Raw genomic sequence first — 15537 nt, 5'->3', positions numbered from 1 at the left:
AGGAGAAAATATGAAACCAATTATTTCCATCATCATGGGCTCAAAATCCGACTGGGCAACCATGCAAAAAACAGCTGAAGTCTTAGACCGCTTTGGTGTAGCCTATGAAAAGAAAGTTGTCTCTGCCCACCGTACTCCAGACCTCATGTTCAGACATGCGGAGGAAGCTCGTAGTCGCGGTATCAAGGTCATTATCGCAGGTGCAGGTGGAGCAGCCCATTTACCAGGTATGGTTGCTGCCAAAACAACCCTTCCTGTCATCGGGGTACCTGTCAAATCACGTGCCCTTAGTGGCGTCGACTCGCTCTACTCTATCGTACAGATGCCGGGCGGTGTGCCTGTTGCGACAATGGCTATCGGTGAAGCAGGTGCGACAAATGCGGCCCTCTTTGCCCTCCGTCTCCTGTCAGTAGAGGATCAGGCTATCGCGACAGCTTTGGCAGATTTTGCAGAAGAACAAGGAAAAATCGCTGAGGAGTCTACAAATGAGCTCATCTAAAACAATCGGAATTATCGGTGGCGGCCAGCTGGGTCAAATGATGGCTATTTCTGCTATCTACATGGGCCACAAGGTTATCGCGCTGGATCCTGCGGCGGATTGCCCGGCCTCTCGCGTGGCGGAAATTATCGTGGCACCTTATAACGATGTGGATGCCCTCCGTCAGTTGGCGGAGCGTTGCGATGTCCTCACCTATGAGTTTGAAAATGTCGATGCTGACGGTCTGGATGCGGTGGTTATCAAGGAAGGACAACTTCCTCAAGGAACAGACCTGCTCCGCATCTCTCAAAATCGCATTTTTGAAAAGGACTTCCTCTCAAACAAGGCACAAGTCACTGTGGCACCCTACAAGGTTGTGACTTCAAGCCAAGATTTGGCAGATATTGACCTTTCTAAAAATTATGTCCTCAAGACTGCGACTGGTGGCTACGATGGGCATGGGCAAAAGGTCATTCGCTCAGAAGCAGATTTGGAAGAAGCCCATGTGCTAGCTGACTCAGCAGATTGCGTTTTAGAAGAATTCGTCAATTTCGACCTTGAAATTTCTGTCATCGTATCAGGAAATGGCAAGGACGTGACGGTTTTCCCAGTTCAGGAAAATATCCACCGTAACAACATCCTATCTAAAACAATTGTGCCTGCTCGGATTTCTGCAAGTCTAGCTGAAAAAGCCAAAGCCATGGCTGTGCGAATCGCAGAACAACTCAACTTGTCTGGGACTCTTTGTGTGGAAATGTTTGCGACAGCTGATGATATCATCGTCAATGAGATTGCCCCACGCCCCCACAACTCAGGACACTACTCTATCGAAGCCTGCGACTTCTCGCAGTTTGATACCCATATTCTCGGCGTTCTGGGAGCACCATTGCCAGCTATCCACCTGCATGCGCCAGCCGTCATGCTCAACGTGCTCGGCCAGCATGTCGGGGCTGCTGAAAAATATGTCACAGAAAATCCAAGCGCCCACCTCCATATGTATGGTAAAATAGAAGCGAAGCACAACCGCAAAATGGGACACGTGACTTTGTTTAGTGAAGTGCCGGATAGTGTGGTTGAGTTTGGGGAAGGGATTGATTTTTAGGTGAGAATAGCAATTTTAGGTCTTGGGGTTATCGGGACCATTTATGCCTATGCTTTTCAAAAAGCAGGTCATCAGGTAGATCACGTGCTGAGAGAAAGTAAGAAAAGTACAGCACCAAACGTTTTGACAGTTGATTTGCTAGATGGCCGTCATGTTTCCAAAGGTGAAAATAAACGGGATACCTATGTGGTTCATGTGGCGGAAGCTCATGCGGAATATGATTTTATTTTTATCAGTGTGCGTCATGGTTTTGTAAAAGAAGCCGTGGAAACCTTGCGAGAAAATCAGATTAAAGGAACTCTCGTTTTCTTCTGTAATTTCTGGAATACGCGAGAGGAAGTAGAGAAATGGGCAGGGGAGTATGACTATATTCTCGCATTTCCGACAGCTGGTGGTCATATGAATAAGGACCATTTGGATGGCGTCTTGTTCGACCATTTAATGTTAGAAGGGGAGAAAAAAGCACACATCCCCAATTATGCTGATTTGACGGATTTGCTGATTTCAGCAGATTTGAAGTGGGAGGTTCCCCATGATATGGTCGAGTGGATTTGGATTCACATGGCGATTAATGCGGGTGTCACCTCGACAGCTGCACGCTCGGGAAATCTAGAAAATCCAGAAAAATTGGCTTTGAACTTGATGAACAGTTCTTCGGAATTATCATTAGCCATCAAGGCCATTCGAGAGGCTTTGAAAGTCGTAGAAGCGCGTGGTGTGAATTTGAAACTTTACAAAGCAGAACTCTTGCCTTATAAAATTCCCGCTTGGATTGCAGGGAAGGCCATGAAAGCTATGTTTGCGAAAAATGAGCTAACCCGAAAAATCATGACCTTGCATAATGATAAACAGGACATCTTTTATTGTTGTCAAAGTGTCTATCTGACAGGTCTGGAGTTGGGTGTTGAGATGCCTATTCTGGAAGCCAATATGAAGGGGGCTTCTGTCTAGAGTATTCTGGTTGTACAATGGTTTTATTAAACAAGATAAGGCTGTGGAGCAGTCGTTGAGGTCCTGTATGCTAGTGGGGATCACGAAAAGGTGAAAGCTAAGTATGAAGAGCTAGTTGCACAATATCCTGAAAACTATTTGGTGATTTATGATTTGGCACTTAACACTAATCTCTATATTTTATCATGTTGCTTATTGTGTTTATTAGAAAAGAGGAGCTTAATTAGCTATGAAAACCATCGGTCTGATTGGCGGTATGAGTTGGGAAAGTACCACATCTTACTACCAAATTATTAACGAAACCATCAAAAAAGAGCTGGGAGGTCTACATTCAGCTAAAATTTTGCTCTACAGTGTAGATTTTGCGGAGATCGAGCATTATCAGGCTGTTGGAGACTGGGAGAAGAGTGCTCAACTTTTGACAGATGTTGCTCAGCGCTTGGAACAAGCAGGTGCGGATTTCATCGTTATTTGCACAAATACCATGCATAAAGTTGCCCCACAGATACAAGAAAAAATTACAATTCCAGTCTTGCATATTGCAGTTGCAACTGCTCAGACCTTGTTGGCTGATGGTATTCAAAAAGTCGGTCTGCTAGGAACTAAGTACACCATGACCCAAGATTTTTACAAAGAGAAATTGATAGAGTCTGGATTAGAAGTGCTGATTCCAGACCAAGATGGAATTACAGAGGTCAATCGAATCATTTATGACGAGCTCTGTCTAGGTGATATCAAAGAAAGTTCAAAGCAGACTTATCTTGCCGTTATAGATGATTTGAAAAAAGCAGGCGCTGAAGCTGTTATCTTGGGTTGCACCGAGATTGGTCTCCTGGTCAAACAATTCGACACTGACCTGTCCCTCTATGACACAACGGTGATTCACGCAGAGAAAGCGGCGGAGTGGAGTATAGAGTAAGATGTTGAAATGAACAGTGTTATTAAATTTGGATTCACTTTAAAGGGGGAATATAATGATACCTGAGTTATTAAAGAGCGTTGAGAGTAAATATACGATTGAAACTGATGGATTAACAATAAAAAATAATGCAATTATCACTAGAAATAATAGTATTCAAATATCAAATTTATCCATGTTAAGTAAAAGTGAATTTAAATCACCAGTCACGCTACGAGATATATTTATTCTGATAATTCTATTTATGATTGGATTGATCCCACCATTTTTAGGATTAATATTATTTGGTTTATATGCATGGTACGTTTATAATAAACACCAAAATCATTTGAAGTCAAAATATTATATAGTGTTTAATTTAGGATCAAGTCAAAATTATTTATTGTATTTCGAAGACGCTAAATTTAGAGATACTGTTTTTAATATTATTACGGAATCCTTTGGTAATAAAGCGGAAAATATATACATTGATATAAAAAATCAAAATATAGAGAATTATGATAGTAAAAATATCTATGAAAAGGAAGTATCTCAAACAACTGTATCAGGTAATGATAATGTAGTTGGAAATGATTTTGGTTCAGGTAATAATGTCACACTTAATGGGGACAACAATGTTAACTCAAATATTGTTACAGATTCTATTTTAGAAAAATCTAATATGAATGTTGAGTTTCCGTGGTCGGAACTTTCTAAACAACTTCAACAGATTGTTAACAATGCTTCTGTTCTATCTGAGCAATCTATCGAAATTTTAAAGGACTTACTTGCTGCAACTGAAAAAAATAGCGAGTCTGAATTTACTGTAATTGTTAAAGAAAATGCTTCATTTTTCAATCAACAATTTATTAAAGATATAATATCAGGAACTTTAGGCGGAGTTATTTCATCATTACTATCAGGCAGATAAAATTATAGGAGAAACATCATGATCAACCGTTACTCTCGCCCTGAGATGGCGAACATTTGGAGTGAAGAAAATAAATACCGTGCTTGGCTTGAGGTGGAAATCTTGGCTGATGAGGCATGGGCTGAGTTGGGGGAAATCCCTAAGGAAGATGTGGCTTTGATTCGCGAAAAAGCGGACTTTGACATCGACCGTATTTTGGAGATTGAGCAGGAGACTCGCCACGATGTGGTGGCTTTCACGCGTGCGGTTTCTGAGACTCTTGGTGAAGAGCGCAAGTGGGTTCACTATGGGTTGACTTCTACCGACGTGGTGGATACGGCCTATGGCTACCTTTACAAGCAAGCCAACGACATCATCCGTCGTGACCTTGAAAACTTCACCAACATCATCGCTGATAAGGCTAAGGATCACAAGTTCACCATCATGATGGGTCGTACCCATGGTGTGCACGCTGAGCCGACAACCTTCGGTCTTAAATTAGCGACTTGGTACAGCGAAATGAAGCGCAATATCGAGCGTTTCGAGCATGCGGCTGCTGGTGTGGAAGCTGGTAAAATTTCTGGTGCGGTTGGGAACTTTGCCAACATCCCACCTTTTGTTGAAAAATACGTCTGCGACAAGCTTGGTATCCGTGCTCAAGAAATCTCTACACAGGTCCTTCCTCGTGACCTCCACGCTGAGTATTTTGCAGTTCTTGCCAGCATCGCGACTTCCATCGAGCGTATGGCAACGGAGATCCGTGGTCTTCAAAAATCTGAACAGCGCGAAGTCGAAGAATTCTTTGCCAAAGGGCAAAAAGGTTCATCTGCAATGCCTCACAAACGCAACCCAATCGGTTCTGAAAACATGACTGGTCTTGCGCGTGTTATCCGTGGTCACATGGTGACAGCCTATGAAAATGTCGCTCTCTGGCACGAACGTGATATCTCTCACTCATCAGCTGAGCGTATTATCACCCCAGATACGACTATTTTGATTGACTACATGCTCAACCGTTTTGGAAATATCGTCAAGAATTTGACGGTCTTCCCAGAAAACATGATCCGCAACATGAACTCTACTTTCGGTCTTATCTTTAGCCAACGTGCTATGTTGACCTTGATTGAAAAAGGCATGACCCGTGAGCAAGCCTATGACTTGGTGCAACCAAAAACAGCCTACTCTTGGGACAACCAAGTAGACTTTAAACCGCTTCTGGAAGCAGATCCAGAGGTGACTTCACGCCTGACTCAAGAGGAAATTGACGAAATTTTCAACCCTGCATACTACACTAAACGTGTGGATGATATCTTTGAACGTATCGGACTCGGTGACTAATCATAACAAAAAGCGAGATTCAATCTCGCTTTTTGTATGCTTATCGAAGGGGGTTAATCTTCTTTTTTCTTAGTGAGTCCGTAGGCTGCTAGTGTGGCCATGAGTCCTACTGCGACCAAGCCTGTAGAGTCTTGACTTCCTGTTGCAGGGAGTTGTTTTTCTTCTGCTTTGGCTGTAGTTGGTTTAGCTTGCTCAGCTTTCTCAACGGCAGTTCCGACTTCGACAACCTGAGCGATCGCTTCCTGCGATACCGCACTATTGACAAGGGTTCTTTCTTCCTTGCCGTCAGCAGTAGTGCTGACAGAGTAGAAGACGGTACGGCGACCATTTACTCCAGCAACGACTACTTGACTTTGTCCTTTTGGTAATTGCGGATTTTCACGTGTTACGGTAGTGAACGGAATTTCTTCCTCTTGGATATCTAGTCTTGGTTTTGTTTCTGCGGCTGGAGCAAGACCGTGTTCATCCCCTACATGGGTTACAAGAGTTCCGACTTCAATAACTTGGGTCACTGCTTCTTGGGTCACAAGGCTATCTACAAGAGTTTTCACTTCCTTACCGTCAACAGTAGTGCTCACAGAGTAGTAATGACTGCGACGACCGTTAGCGCCTTTAGTAACAACTTGAGTCTTCCCTTTGAGTAAGAGTGGATTTTCACGTGTCACGGTAGTGAACGGAATCTCTTCCTCTTGGATATCTAGTCTTGGTTTTGCTTCGGAAGCTGGAGCAAGGCCGTTTTCATCCCCTTTGTGCGTAATAGGGGCACCGATTTCAACCACTTGGGTCACAGGCTCTTTGGTTACTTGGCTATCTAGAACAGTTTCTGTTTGTTTACCATTTTCAGTAAGGACAGAGATGTAATGAGTGCGTTCACCATCTACACCTGGTGTGACAATCTTTTCTTGCTTAGCTGGGAGGTTCGGATTTTCTTTTTTGATAACCTCAAAAGGAATTTTTTCTGCTCTTGTGATGAGTTCCGGTTTGGTTTCAACATTGGCAGCTAGTTCGTTTTCATCGAGGCTTCCTGAGTGAGTTGTCGCTGGTTTGAGGCTTAGGCGGGCTGCTTTGAGTTTGGCTACGAGAGCGTCTAACTCAGCTTGCTTGCTGCGATTGAGGTTGTAGTTGAGAGCCTCTTTAGCTGCATTTAGGGCATCGAGACTTTCTTTGCTGTATCCTTCTAGGTTCGCAGGGATTTGAGCAAGCTCCTCACGGAGTGCATTGTAGTTAGCGCGGAAGTAGTCTTTGTTGTGATCTGCGAAGGCAGTCATGAGTTCAAAGATTTCTTCTTCCTTATACTCAGCACTTGGTCTATCTGCCCAGATAGCAAGCATACTACCAATAGTAGGAAGGTCAACTTCAGGGTATTTAGTTGATGCTAGTTGATTAAATGGAGTTTTCTCGGTATTTTCGAGAGCTTTTTTGAGGAAGCCACCGCCATCTTCTGGTTTTTGACCGAGAATGTAGTACCAGTCTCCGTTGGTATTAAGGAATTTATAGCCTTTACTTGCAAGGTACTGAGGAGTTGCAAGGTTGTAGCCCCACCATCCTTTAGACCAGTAAGAGATGATGACATCCTTGTCAAACTCAACATCATCCTTGTCCTCGTAGTAGAAACCATCGTTGAAGGCCATTGGTTGAAGGCCTCGTTCTTTGGCCATGGCAGCAAGAGTGTTGGCATATTCAGCAAACTTGCCATAGAGTCCATACCATTTGAGGTAGTACCAACCTTGAGCGTTGGTAGCGTCATTAGCGTATTCGTCTGTACCGTAGTTAAAGATCTTAGTCTTGCCCGCAAAGAAGTCCATGTACTTGCCGATAAGGGCTTTGACAAAGTTCATCGCTTCTTCGTTTTCAAGGTCCATGGTTGTTTTAGAGACCTTGTCAAAGTTGGCTTGAGGATTTTGGATACCCAATTTTTCCATAGCGACAAGCATGGCATCCATGTGACCTGGGCTGTTGATCGCTGGGATGAGTCCAATACCTTTTGATTTTGCGTACTCGATCAATTCAGTGATTTCAGCCTGACTAAGAGTGGTTCCGTTTGGATCATCGTAGTAAGCTTTTGTCCCTTCAATGATGGCATTTTTGACATCGTCACTTGCATAAGTTTTTCCGTTAGCAGTGATAGTCATGTCATCAAGTAGGAAGCGAAGTCCGTCATTTCCTAGGAGGAGATGCACATCAGAATATCCAAGTTCACTAGCTTTATCAATGATACGTTTGAGTTGTTCAGCTGAGAAGTACTTACGTCCAGCGTCAATTGAGATCACCTTGTTCTTGGCAAGTTTTTCAACTTCACGTTTCGCGTCTTCTTCTTTTTGAGCTTCTGGTGTGAAGGTCAAGTTGGTAACAGCTTCTTGGAGTTTTGCAATTGCTTGGTCAATGGTGTCTTGTTGGGCACGACTGAGGTTGCTATCGAGTGAGCGAATGGCTTTTTCAGCTTCTTTGACAGCTGCGACACTTTCTGCAGTATAGCGGTTAAGGTCTGTTGGTACTTCTTTCAGAGCTTGTTCAGCAGACTCATAGTCAGCTGCGAAGTATTCAGCATTGGCATTTGCGAAGCTACGCATGAGTTTGAAGAGGCGTGATGGTGAATAGCGTGCAGATGGGGTATCCGCCCAAGCAGCTACCATACCACCGATGAACGGAATATCTGCTCCTTCAGATTTTGGTACAGAAGTGATTGGAGTGTTCTTAATCCCATTGAGACCTTGGTCGAGGTTGTACCAGCCTTGGCCGTCAGCATTACGGCCGAGAACATAGTACCAAGCATCATTGGTATTAAGGATTTGGTGGCCTTTTTCAACTAGAAGTTTAGAAGAAGCGACGTCGTATCCGCCCCATCCACCAGTCCACATAGAAACGATGATGTCTTTGTCAAAAGTACCAAAGCTTGTATCGCTATTGTAGTAGATTCCATCGTTGAAGGCCATTGGTTTGAGACCGTGAGATTTGACGATGCGAGCAAGGTCGTTGGCGTAGGCGATAAATTTATCATAACCCTTGTCAGGGAATCCATCTTCTGGATACCATTTATAGGCCTGAAGAACGCTCCAGCCTTTGGCGTCTGTAGCATCATTGGCGTACTCGTCTAGTCCGATATTGAAGATGTCAGTTTTCCCAGCAAAGTATGCTGCATACTTGTCGATCAGAGCTTTGGTAAATGCAATCGCTTCTTTATTATCAAGGTCAACGGTACGAGCGGATTCCTTACCAAAGTAGTTGAAGTTCGGTTTTTGGATGCCTAGTTCTTTCATGGCATGCAAAATCGCATCCATGTGACCAGGGCTGTTTACAGTTGGGATGAGACCAATGCCTTTGTTTTTAGCGTAGTTGATCAAGTCTGTCATCTGACTCTCTGTCAAATGGTTGCCGTTTGGATCCTTGTAGTAGGCGTCCGTTCCGTTTTCGATCGCACGTTTGACATCATCACTTGCATAGGTTTTGCCATTGGCTTTGATGGTCATGTCGTCTAGCATGAAACGCATGCCATCATTTCCAACTAGTAAATGAAGATCAGTATAGCCGTAGTGTTTAGCTTTGTCGATGATTTCTTTGAGTTGATCTGGAGAAAAGTACTTGCGTCCAGCGTCGATTGAGATCATTTTTCTTTTGGCCAGTTTTTCATTTACCTGAGCTACTCGTTCCATGCTAGGAGTGGTCACTGCAGGTGTGACGGCTTCATTTTTCTTTTCTGAAGGAGTGCTTGCTGCAGGAGTTTCAGCTGGGGCGGGGCTTTCTTTCTCGGCAGTAGGAGTTGGAGCAGCATTTTCTGTCATAACTGGTGCGCTTGACTCTTCTGTTGTTGGAGCAACTGTTCGAGGAGCCTCCTGGTCTTCTTTGATCTCCTCTTTTACAGGATCATCAGCTTTTTCTTCCAGTTTTTCTGGAATCTTGGAGTCTACAGCTTCCTTGACTGCTTGAGGACTCTCCTGAATAGTTTGAACAGTTTCTTCAGCTGTTGGAGCTGGAGTAATCCCGTCAGCAGATACGACTTGTGCGCTAAAAGCAAATCCTATAAGTACAGAAGCTGCCCCAACCGCGTATTTACGGATGGAGAAGCGCTGTTTCTTTTCTAGTTTCATGACAAAACCTCCTTGTTATTACCATATATGATAGCGTTTACATAAAACCGATTTTATTTTATTATCTAAGGAGTAAAATGTCAAGTGGGTTTATATAAGAACTATAATAAATAGAGGAAATCATAAGATTTAGAAGAAAATCATTTCCAGAAATGAGAAAGAGAAAGCCGATATTTAACTTGTTTTTAGTAAAAATGCTACTAATTAAATAAGAACCTTTCAGAACATTTCCATAGCCTCGGCCTCATGCTATAATAGGTATAGAAAAAGCCTGAGCTAGGCTCAAGCTTTCTCTTAATGACCTCGATTACATGAGATGAATTTGATTTTGTAGTAGTCTGCTCGCTTATAAGTTTCACTATAGGCAAGGACTTGGCCAGTGGCCTCAAGTTTTGTAGTCTTCGTTTGGAAGACAGTTGGGAATTGTGTATCGATTCCGAGTACAGAAGCAGCATGCTCTGGAGTTGGGAATGCGATTTCGTTGATTTCCTCAAAATGTTCATCACTCATGTGAATGCGGTAATCCAATTTGAAACGTGTATAGATAGAGCTATAATAATCAAGATTTGGATAGTTGGCATTGATGTATTGCTCAGGAATATAAGATGTGTGGTAGATGTATGTCACGTCGTTTGTCTGACGAATACGTTCAATCTTATAGTAGAATTGATCTCCATGTAGTCCAAGTTTATCTAAATATTCAAGTTTGTTTCCGCGCTCGATAGAAAGGACAGTAACTTTATCGTCTTTTGTTTCAAAGATTTCAACATCTGAAAACTCAACGAGTTTGTGCTTGCGGGCACGTGAAACGAAAGTCCCTTTCCCTTGTTGGCGGACAATATAGCCGTCTTTTGCAAGGTCATTCAAAGCACGCACAACAGTGATTGAACTAACATCATACATCGCGATCAATTCTGCTTCTGTATAAAATTTATCTCCACTTGCAAATTGACCAGAGATGATTTTGTTTTTTAATTCATCTTTAATATATTGGTATTTTGGAATAGCCATAATTTCACCTCGATTCTCTTTCTCCAGTCTTGATTTTACCATAAATAAAGACAAAATAGTAGTATTTAGGTAAAAAAAATTAAAATAATAGACTAAAAATGTTATGTTACATGTAAAAAATTCCATTTTATAACCTTGTGAATTATCATACATCAAAATACCGCTTTCATGCTATTTTTAGATAATTTTGGTAAATGGTAAGTAAAAAAATAGAAAAATTTTAAAGAATTTTCTAAAACCTATTGACAAATGCAAAAGATTTGATTATATTTAATATTATAATAAATGAAAGCGCAAACTTAATTAGTCAGAGGTAGTAACATGACAAGATTTAAAATTGAGGACGATTTCTATTTAGATGGAAAACCGTTCAAGATTTTGTCCGGCGCCATTCATTATTTTAGAATTCCAGCGGAGGATTGGTATCATTCGCTCTACAACTTAAAAGCGCTTGGCTTTAATACAGTCGAGACTTATGTAGCATGGAATTTACATGAACCTATTGAAGGTGAGTTTAATTTTGAAGGTGCTATGGGTTTGGAGAGATTCCTCCAAATCGCACAGGATTTGGGTCTCTACGCCATTGTGCGTCCGTCTCCATTTATCTGTGCTGAGTGGGAGTTCGGTGGTTTACCAGCTTGGCTCTTAACTAAGAACATGCGAATCCGTTCATCCGATCCGGCTTATGTTGAGGCAGTTGCTCGCTATTATGACCAATTATTACCAAGGCTTGTGCCTCGCTTATTGGAAAATGGCGGAAACATTCTCATGATGCAAGTCGAAAATGAATATGGTTCTTATGGAGAAGATAAGTCTTATCTGAGAGCGATTCGAAAATTGATGGAAGAACGAGGGATTGATTGCCCACTCTTTACTTCAGACGGTCCTTGGAGGGCTACTCTGAAAGCTGGAACTTTGATTGAAGATGACCTCTTTGTGACAGGGAACTTCGGTTCTAAGGCTCCTTACAACTTTTCACAGATGCAGGAATTCTTTGATGAGTATGGCAAAAAATGGCCCCTCATGTGTATGGAATTCTGGGATGGCTGGTTCAACCGTTGGAAAGAACCAATCATCACGCGTGATCCAAAAGAGTTGGCAGAAGCTGTTCGAGAGGTGTTAGAGCAAGGCTCTATCAACCTTTATATGTTCCATGGTGGTACAAACTTTGGTTTCATGAATGGTTGCTCGGCTCGAGGAACTCTAGATTTGCCACAAGTCACATCTTACGATTATGATGCCCTTCTCGATGAAGAAGGAAATCCAACTGCTAAATATCTAGCAGTCAAGAAGATGATGGCAACACACTTCCCAGAGTATCCACAGTTAGAACCACTTTACAAGGAAAGCATGGAAATGGAATCCATACCACTAGTCGAAAAAGTTTCCTTGTTTGAAACCCTGGATAGCCTCTCTAGTCCTACTGAAAGCCTCTATCCAAAAGCGATGGAAGAACTTGGTCAAAGTTATGGCTACCTTCTCTATCGTACTGAGGCAAGTTGGGATGCCGAAGAGGAACGTCTCCGTATCATCGATGGGCGTGACCGAGCTCAACTCTTTGTAGATGGTCAATGGATTGCTACTCAATACCAGACAGAGATTGGTGAAGACATCTACTGTCAGGGGAACCGAGAAGGCTGTTCAGAGATTGATATCCTGATCGAAAATATGGGGCGTGTTAACTATGGACACAAGTTCTTAGCAGATACGCAACATAAAGGAATTCGTACAGGTGTTTGCAAAGATCTACATTTCTTACTGAATTGGAAACAATATCCACTACCACTGGATAATCCTGAGAAAATTGATTTTTCGAAAGGATGGACAGAAGGACAACCAGCCTTTTACGCTTTCGACTTTACTGTTGAAGAGCCGAAGGATACCTACTTAGACTTGTCTGAGTTTGGTAAGGGAGTTGCCTTTGTCAATGGGCGTCACCTAGGACGTTTCTGGAATGTCGGCCCGACCCTCTCGCTTTATATCCCTCATAGCTATCTCAAGGAAGGTGCTAACCGCATCATCATCTTTGAAACTGAGGGCGAATATAAAGAAGAGATTCATTTAACTCGTAAACCTACACTAAAACACATAAAGGGGGAAAACTTATGACAATTGTAGGATGCCGTATCGATGGACGTTTGATCCACGGTCAAGTAGCCAATCTTTGGGCTGGAAAACTAAATGTTTCACGCATTATGGTTGTAGACGACGAAGTTGTTAACAACGATATTGAAAAGAGTGGTTTGAAACTTGCGACACCACCAGGTGTGAAACTCAGTATCTTGCCAGTTGAGAAAGCAGCAGCAAATATCCTTGCTGGTAAATACGATAGCCAACGTCTCTTTATCGTGGCTCGTAAACCAGACCGTTTCCTTGGTTTGGTCGAAGCAGGTGTTCCGCTTGAAACACTCAACATCGGCAATATGTCTCAAACACCAGAAACTCGCCCTATCACACGTTCTATCAACGTGGTAGACAAGGATGTGGAAGATTTCCACAAACTAGCAGAAAAAGGTGTGAAACTCACTGCTCAAATGGTTCCAAATGATCCAGTTTCAGACTTTTTGAGCTTATTAAAATAGGAAAAAATTTTTAGGAGGTCATTGTTATGATACAATGGTGGCAAATTTTACTTCTCACTTTGTACTCAGCTTATCAAATCTGTGATGAGTTGACAATCGTTTCATCTGCAGGTTCCCCTGTATTCGCTGGTTTCATTACCGGTTTGATCATGGGAGATGTGACAACTGGTTTGTTTATCGGTGGTAGCTTGCAGTTGTTCGTTCTCGGGGTTGGTACCTTCGGTGGTGCTTCTCGTATCGACGCAACTTCTGGTGCGGTTCTTGCAACAGCATTCTCTATCTCTCAAGGTATTGATACAGACCTTGCGATCACAACAATCGCTGTACCAGTAGCAGCACTTTTGACATACTTCGACGTTCTTGGACGTATGACGACTACTTTCTTTGCACACCGTATTGATGCTGCAATCGAACGCTTTGACTACAAAGGTATCGAACGCAACTACCTACTTGGTGCAGTGCCTTGGGCTCTTTCTCGTGCCCTTCCAGTATTCTTCGCTCTTGCTTTTGGTGGTGCTTTCGTACAATCAGTAGTAGACCTTGTTAAAGAATATCAATGGATTGCAGATGGTTTGACACTTGCAGGTCGTATGCTTCCAGGTCTTGGATTTGCAATCTTGCTTCGTTACCTTCCAGTTAAACGTAACCTTCACTACCTTGCAATGGGATTTGGTTTGACAGCTATGTTGACTGTTCTTTACTCATATGTAACAGGTCTTGGTGGAGCTGTTGCGGGTATCCTTGGTACTCTTCCTGCTGATGTTGCTGAAAAGATTGGCTTTGCTAACAACTTCAAAGGTTTGTCTATGATTGGTGTTTCTATCGTAGGTATCTTCCTTGCAGTTGTTCACTTTAAGAACAGCCAAAAAGTAGCTGTAGCAGCACCTTCTACACCATCAGAAAGTGGGGAAATCGAAGATGACGAATTCTAATTACAAACTTACAAAAGAAGATTTTAATCAAATCAACAAACGTAGCTTGTTTACTTTCCAATTAGGTTGGAACTACGAACGTATGCAAGCTTCTGGTTACCTTTACATGATCTTGCCTCAATTGCGTAAAATGTATGGGGATGGAACTCCTGAATTGAAAGAAATGATGAAAGTTCATACTCAATTCTTCAATACTTCTCCATTCTTCCACACAATTATCGCTGGTTTTGACCTTGCCATGGAAGAAAAAGATGGTGTAGGTTCAAAAGATGCCGTTAACGGTATCAAGACAGGTTTGATGGGACCATTCGCTCCTCTTGGAGACACAATCTTTGGTTCACTTGTACCTGCTATCATGGGATCTATCGCAGCAACTATGGCTATCGCTGGCCAACCATGGGGTATCTTCCTTTGGATCGCAGTTGCAGTTGCTTATGACATCTTCCGTTGGAAACAATTGGAATTTGCATATAAAGAAGGGGTTAACCTTATCAACAACATGCAAAGTACCTTGACAGCTTTGATTGACGCTGCATCTGTACTTGGTGTCTTCATGATGGGTGCTCTTGTAGCAACAATGATCAACTTTGACATTTCTTACAAATTGCCAATCGGTGAAAAGATGATTGACTTCCAAGACATCTTGAACTCAATCTTCCCACGCTTGCTTCCAGCAATCTTTACTGCCTTTATCTTCTGGTTGCTTGGTAAGAAAGGTATGAACTCTACTAAAGCGATCGGTATCATTATCGTTCTTGCAGTAGGTCTTTCATTCATCGGTAAATTCTTGCTTGGAATGGGCGCATAATTTATGAGCAAATCATTAATTTTGGTGAGTCATGGTCGTTTCTGTGAAGAACTGAAAGGTAGCACAGAAATGATCATGGGTCCACAAGACAACATTCATACAGTGGCTCTTCTTCCAGAAGATGGCCCAGAAGAATTTACTGCAAAATTTGAAGCTGCTATCGAAGGATTGGATGATTTCCTAGTCTTTGCGGATCTTCTCGGTGGAACACCATGTAACGTGGTGAGCCGTCTGATCATGGAAGGTCGCGACATTGAACTCTACGCAGGGATGAATCTTCCAATGGTGATTGAATTTATCAATGCTAGCCTTACAGGTGCAGATGCGGACTACAAGAGCCGTGCTGCAGAAAGCATTGTAAAAGTCAACGATCTGTTAGCTGGCTTCGATGATGACGAAGACGAATAATACTCTTCGAAAATCAAATTCAAACCACGTCAGC

General features: G+C 42.5%; 13 protein-coding genes and 1 pseudogene. 12 read left to right on the top strand and 2 right to left on the bottom strand.

Translation table 11 applies throughout. The features are described from left to right. Positions 1–10 precede the first annotated feature (10 nt). From purE to purB, 7 genes and pseudogenes are all read left to right on the top strand, one after another. The gene (gene purE, locus KIH88_RS09305) at positions 11–499 is read left to right on the top strand and encodes a 5-(carboxyamino)imidazole ribonucleotide mutase (protein ID WP_033605793.1); all 489 of its coding nucleotides are present in this window, start codon (positions 11–13) and stop codon (positions 497–499) included. Beyond that, positions 486–1580 (top strand): 5-(carboxyamino)imidazole ribonucleotide synthase, encoded by a 1095-nt coding sequence (purK, locus tag KIH88_RS09300; RefSeq protein ID WP_213988805.1) that lies wholly within the window; start codon positions 486–488, stop codon positions 1578–1580. The genes purE and purK overlap by 14 nt, the downstream gene beginning before the upstream one ends. Further along, positions 1581–2531 (top strand): ketopantoate reductase family protein, encoded by a 951-nt coding sequence (locus tag KIH88_RS09295; RefSeq protein WP_213988804.1) that lies wholly within the window; start codon positions 1581–1583, stop codon positions 2529–2531. A 10-nt stretch (positions 2532–2541) separates the two neighbouring features. Continuing rightward, positions 2542–2828, top strand: a pseudogene (locus KIH88_RS09290) (hypothetical protein). Further along, complete coding sequence (locus tag KIH88_RS09285; RefSeq protein ID WP_084920019.1) at positions 2761–3450, top strand: aspartate/glutamate racemase family protein; 690 nt, start codon at positions 2761–2763, stop codon at positions 3448–3450. Before KIH88_RS09290 ends, KIH88_RS09285 begins: the two are co-directional and overlap by 68 nt. A gap of 55 nt (positions 3451–3505) precedes the next feature. After that, positions 3506–4360, top strand: a complete 855-nt coding sequence (locus tag KIH88_RS09280) for a hypothetical protein (protein WP_062004482.1) — start codon at positions 3506–3508, stop codon at positions 4358–4360. Positions 4361–4378: 18 nt separating this feature from the next. After that, the gene (gene purB / locus KIH88_RS09275) at positions 4379–5677 is read left to right on the top strand and encodes an adenylosuccinate lyase (RefSeq protein ID WP_213988803.1); all 1299 of its coding nucleotides are present in this window, start codon (positions 4379–4381) and stop codon (positions 5675–5677) included. A 53-nt stretch (positions 5678–5730) separates the two neighbouring features. Here the strand turns inward: purB and strH are convergent, their stop codons facing one another. Together strH and KIH88_RS09265 are read right to left on the bottom strand one after the other, a co-directional pair. Continuing rightward, a complete protein-coding gene (gene strH / locus KIH88_RS09270; protein ID WP_225901081.1) occupies positions 5731–9762 on the bottom strand; it encodes an LPXTG-anchored beta-N-acetylhexosaminidase StrH in 4032 nt (1343 codons plus the stop codon). 294 nt (positions 9763–10056) lie between these two features. Beyond that, complete coding sequence (locus tag KIH88_RS09265; protein ID WP_213988825.1) at positions 10057–10815, bottom strand: GntR family transcriptional regulator; 759 nt, start codon at positions 10813–10815, stop codon at positions 10057–10059. 279 nt (positions 10816–11094) lie between these two features. On the opposite strand from KIH88_RS09265, the gene KIH88_RS09260 reads away from it, so the two are divergent. Genes KIH88_RS09260 through KIH88_RS09240 form a run of 5 tightly spaced genes read left to right on the top strand, consistent with a single transcriptional unit; the run spans position 11095 to position 15503 of the window. Beyond that, on the top strand, positions 11095–12882 hold the full coding sequence (locus tag KIH88_RS09260; protein ID WP_213988802.1) for a glycoside hydrolase family 35 protein: 1788 nt from the start codon (positions 11095–11097) through the stop codon (positions 12880–12882). Further along, complete coding sequence (locus KIH88_RS09255; RefSeq protein WP_213988801.1) at positions 12879–13355, top strand: PTS sugar transporter subunit IIB; 477 nt, start codon at positions 12879–12881, stop codon at positions 13353–13355. Before KIH88_RS09260 ends, KIH88_RS09255 begins: the two co-directional genes overlap by 4 nt. Before the next feature lie 26 nt (positions 13356–13381). Continuing rightward, on the top strand, positions 13382–14287 hold the full coding sequence (locus KIH88_RS09250; protein ID WP_000616992.1) for a PTS mannose/fructose/sorbose/N-acetylgalactosamine transporter subunit IIC: 906 nt from the start codon (positions 13382–13384) through the stop codon (positions 14285–14287). Next, positions 14274–15095, top strand: a complete 822-nt coding sequence (locus tag KIH88_RS09245; RefSeq protein ID WP_000185284.1) for a PTS system mannose/fructose/sorbose family transporter subunit IID — start codon at positions 14274–14276, stop codon at positions 15093–15095. Before KIH88_RS09250 ends, KIH88_RS09245 begins: the two co-directional genes overlap by 14 nt. Before the next feature lie 3 nt (positions 15096–15098). Next, positions 15099–15503, top strand: coding sequence for a PTS sugar transporter subunit IIA (locus KIH88_RS09240; RefSeq protein ID WP_080702733.1), 405 nt, complete (start codon positions 15099–15101; stop codon positions 15501–15503). The last annotated feature ends 34 nt before the right edge of the window (positions 15504–15537 follow it).

This window comes from Streptococcus oralis (genome assembly GCF_018448765.2).
Classification (GTDB): domain Bacteria; phylum Bacillota; class Bacilli; order Lactobacillales; family Streptococcaceae; genus Streptococcus; species Streptococcus oralis_BM.
This window is presented reverse-complemented; position numbering and strand designations above follow the sequence as displayed.

What these genes read in the sequence shown, in the direction of transcription:
- purE (WP_033605793.1), top strand. Translation starts at nt 11, where the DNA reads ATGAAACCAATTATTTCCATCATCATGGGCTCAAAATCCGACTGGGCA.
- purK (WP_213988805.1), top strand. Translation starts at nt 486, where the DNA reads ATGAGCTCATCTAAAACAATCGGAATTATCGGTGGCGGCCAGCTGGGT.
- KIH88_RS09285 (WP_084920019.1), top strand. Translation starts at nt 2,761, where the DNA reads ATGAAAACCATCGGTCTGATTGGCGGTATGAGTTGGGAAAGTACCACA.
- KIH88_RS09280 (WP_062004482.1), top strand. Translation starts at nt 3,506, where the DNA reads ATGATACCTGAGTTATTAAAGAGCGTTGAGAGTAAATATACGATTGAA.
- purB (WP_213988803.1), top strand. Translation starts at nt 4,379, where the DNA reads ATGATCAACCGTTACTCTCGCCCTGAGATGGCGAACATTTGGAGTGAA.
- strH (WP_225901081.1), bottom strand. Translation starts at nt 9,762, where the DNA reads ATGAAACTAGAAAAGAAACAGCGCTTCTCCATCCGTAAATACGCGGTT.
- KIH88_RS09265 (WP_213988825.1), bottom strand. Translation starts at nt 10,815, where the DNA reads ATGGTAAAATCAAGACTGGAGAAAGAGAATCGAGGTGAAATTATGGCT.
- KIH88_RS09260 (WP_213988802.1), top strand. Translation starts at nt 11,095, where the DNA reads ATGACAAGATTTAAAATTGAGGACGATTTCTATTTAGATGGAAAACCG.
- KIH88_RS09255 (WP_213988801.1), top strand. Translation starts at nt 12,879, where the DNA reads ATGACAATTGTAGGATGCCGTATCGATGGACGTTTGATCCACGGTCAA.
- KIH88_RS09250 (WP_000616992.1), top strand. Translation starts at nt 13,382, where the DNA reads ATGATACAATGGTGGCAAATTTTACTTCTCACTTTGTACTCAGCTTAT.
- KIH88_RS09245 (WP_000185284.1), top strand. Translation starts at nt 14,274, where the DNA reads ATGACGAATTCTAATTACAAACTTACAAAAGAAGATTTTAATCAAATC.
- KIH88_RS09240 (WP_080702733.1), top strand. Translation starts at nt 15,099, where the DNA reads ATGAGCAAATCATTAATTTTGGTGAGTCATGGTCGTTTCTGTGAAGAA.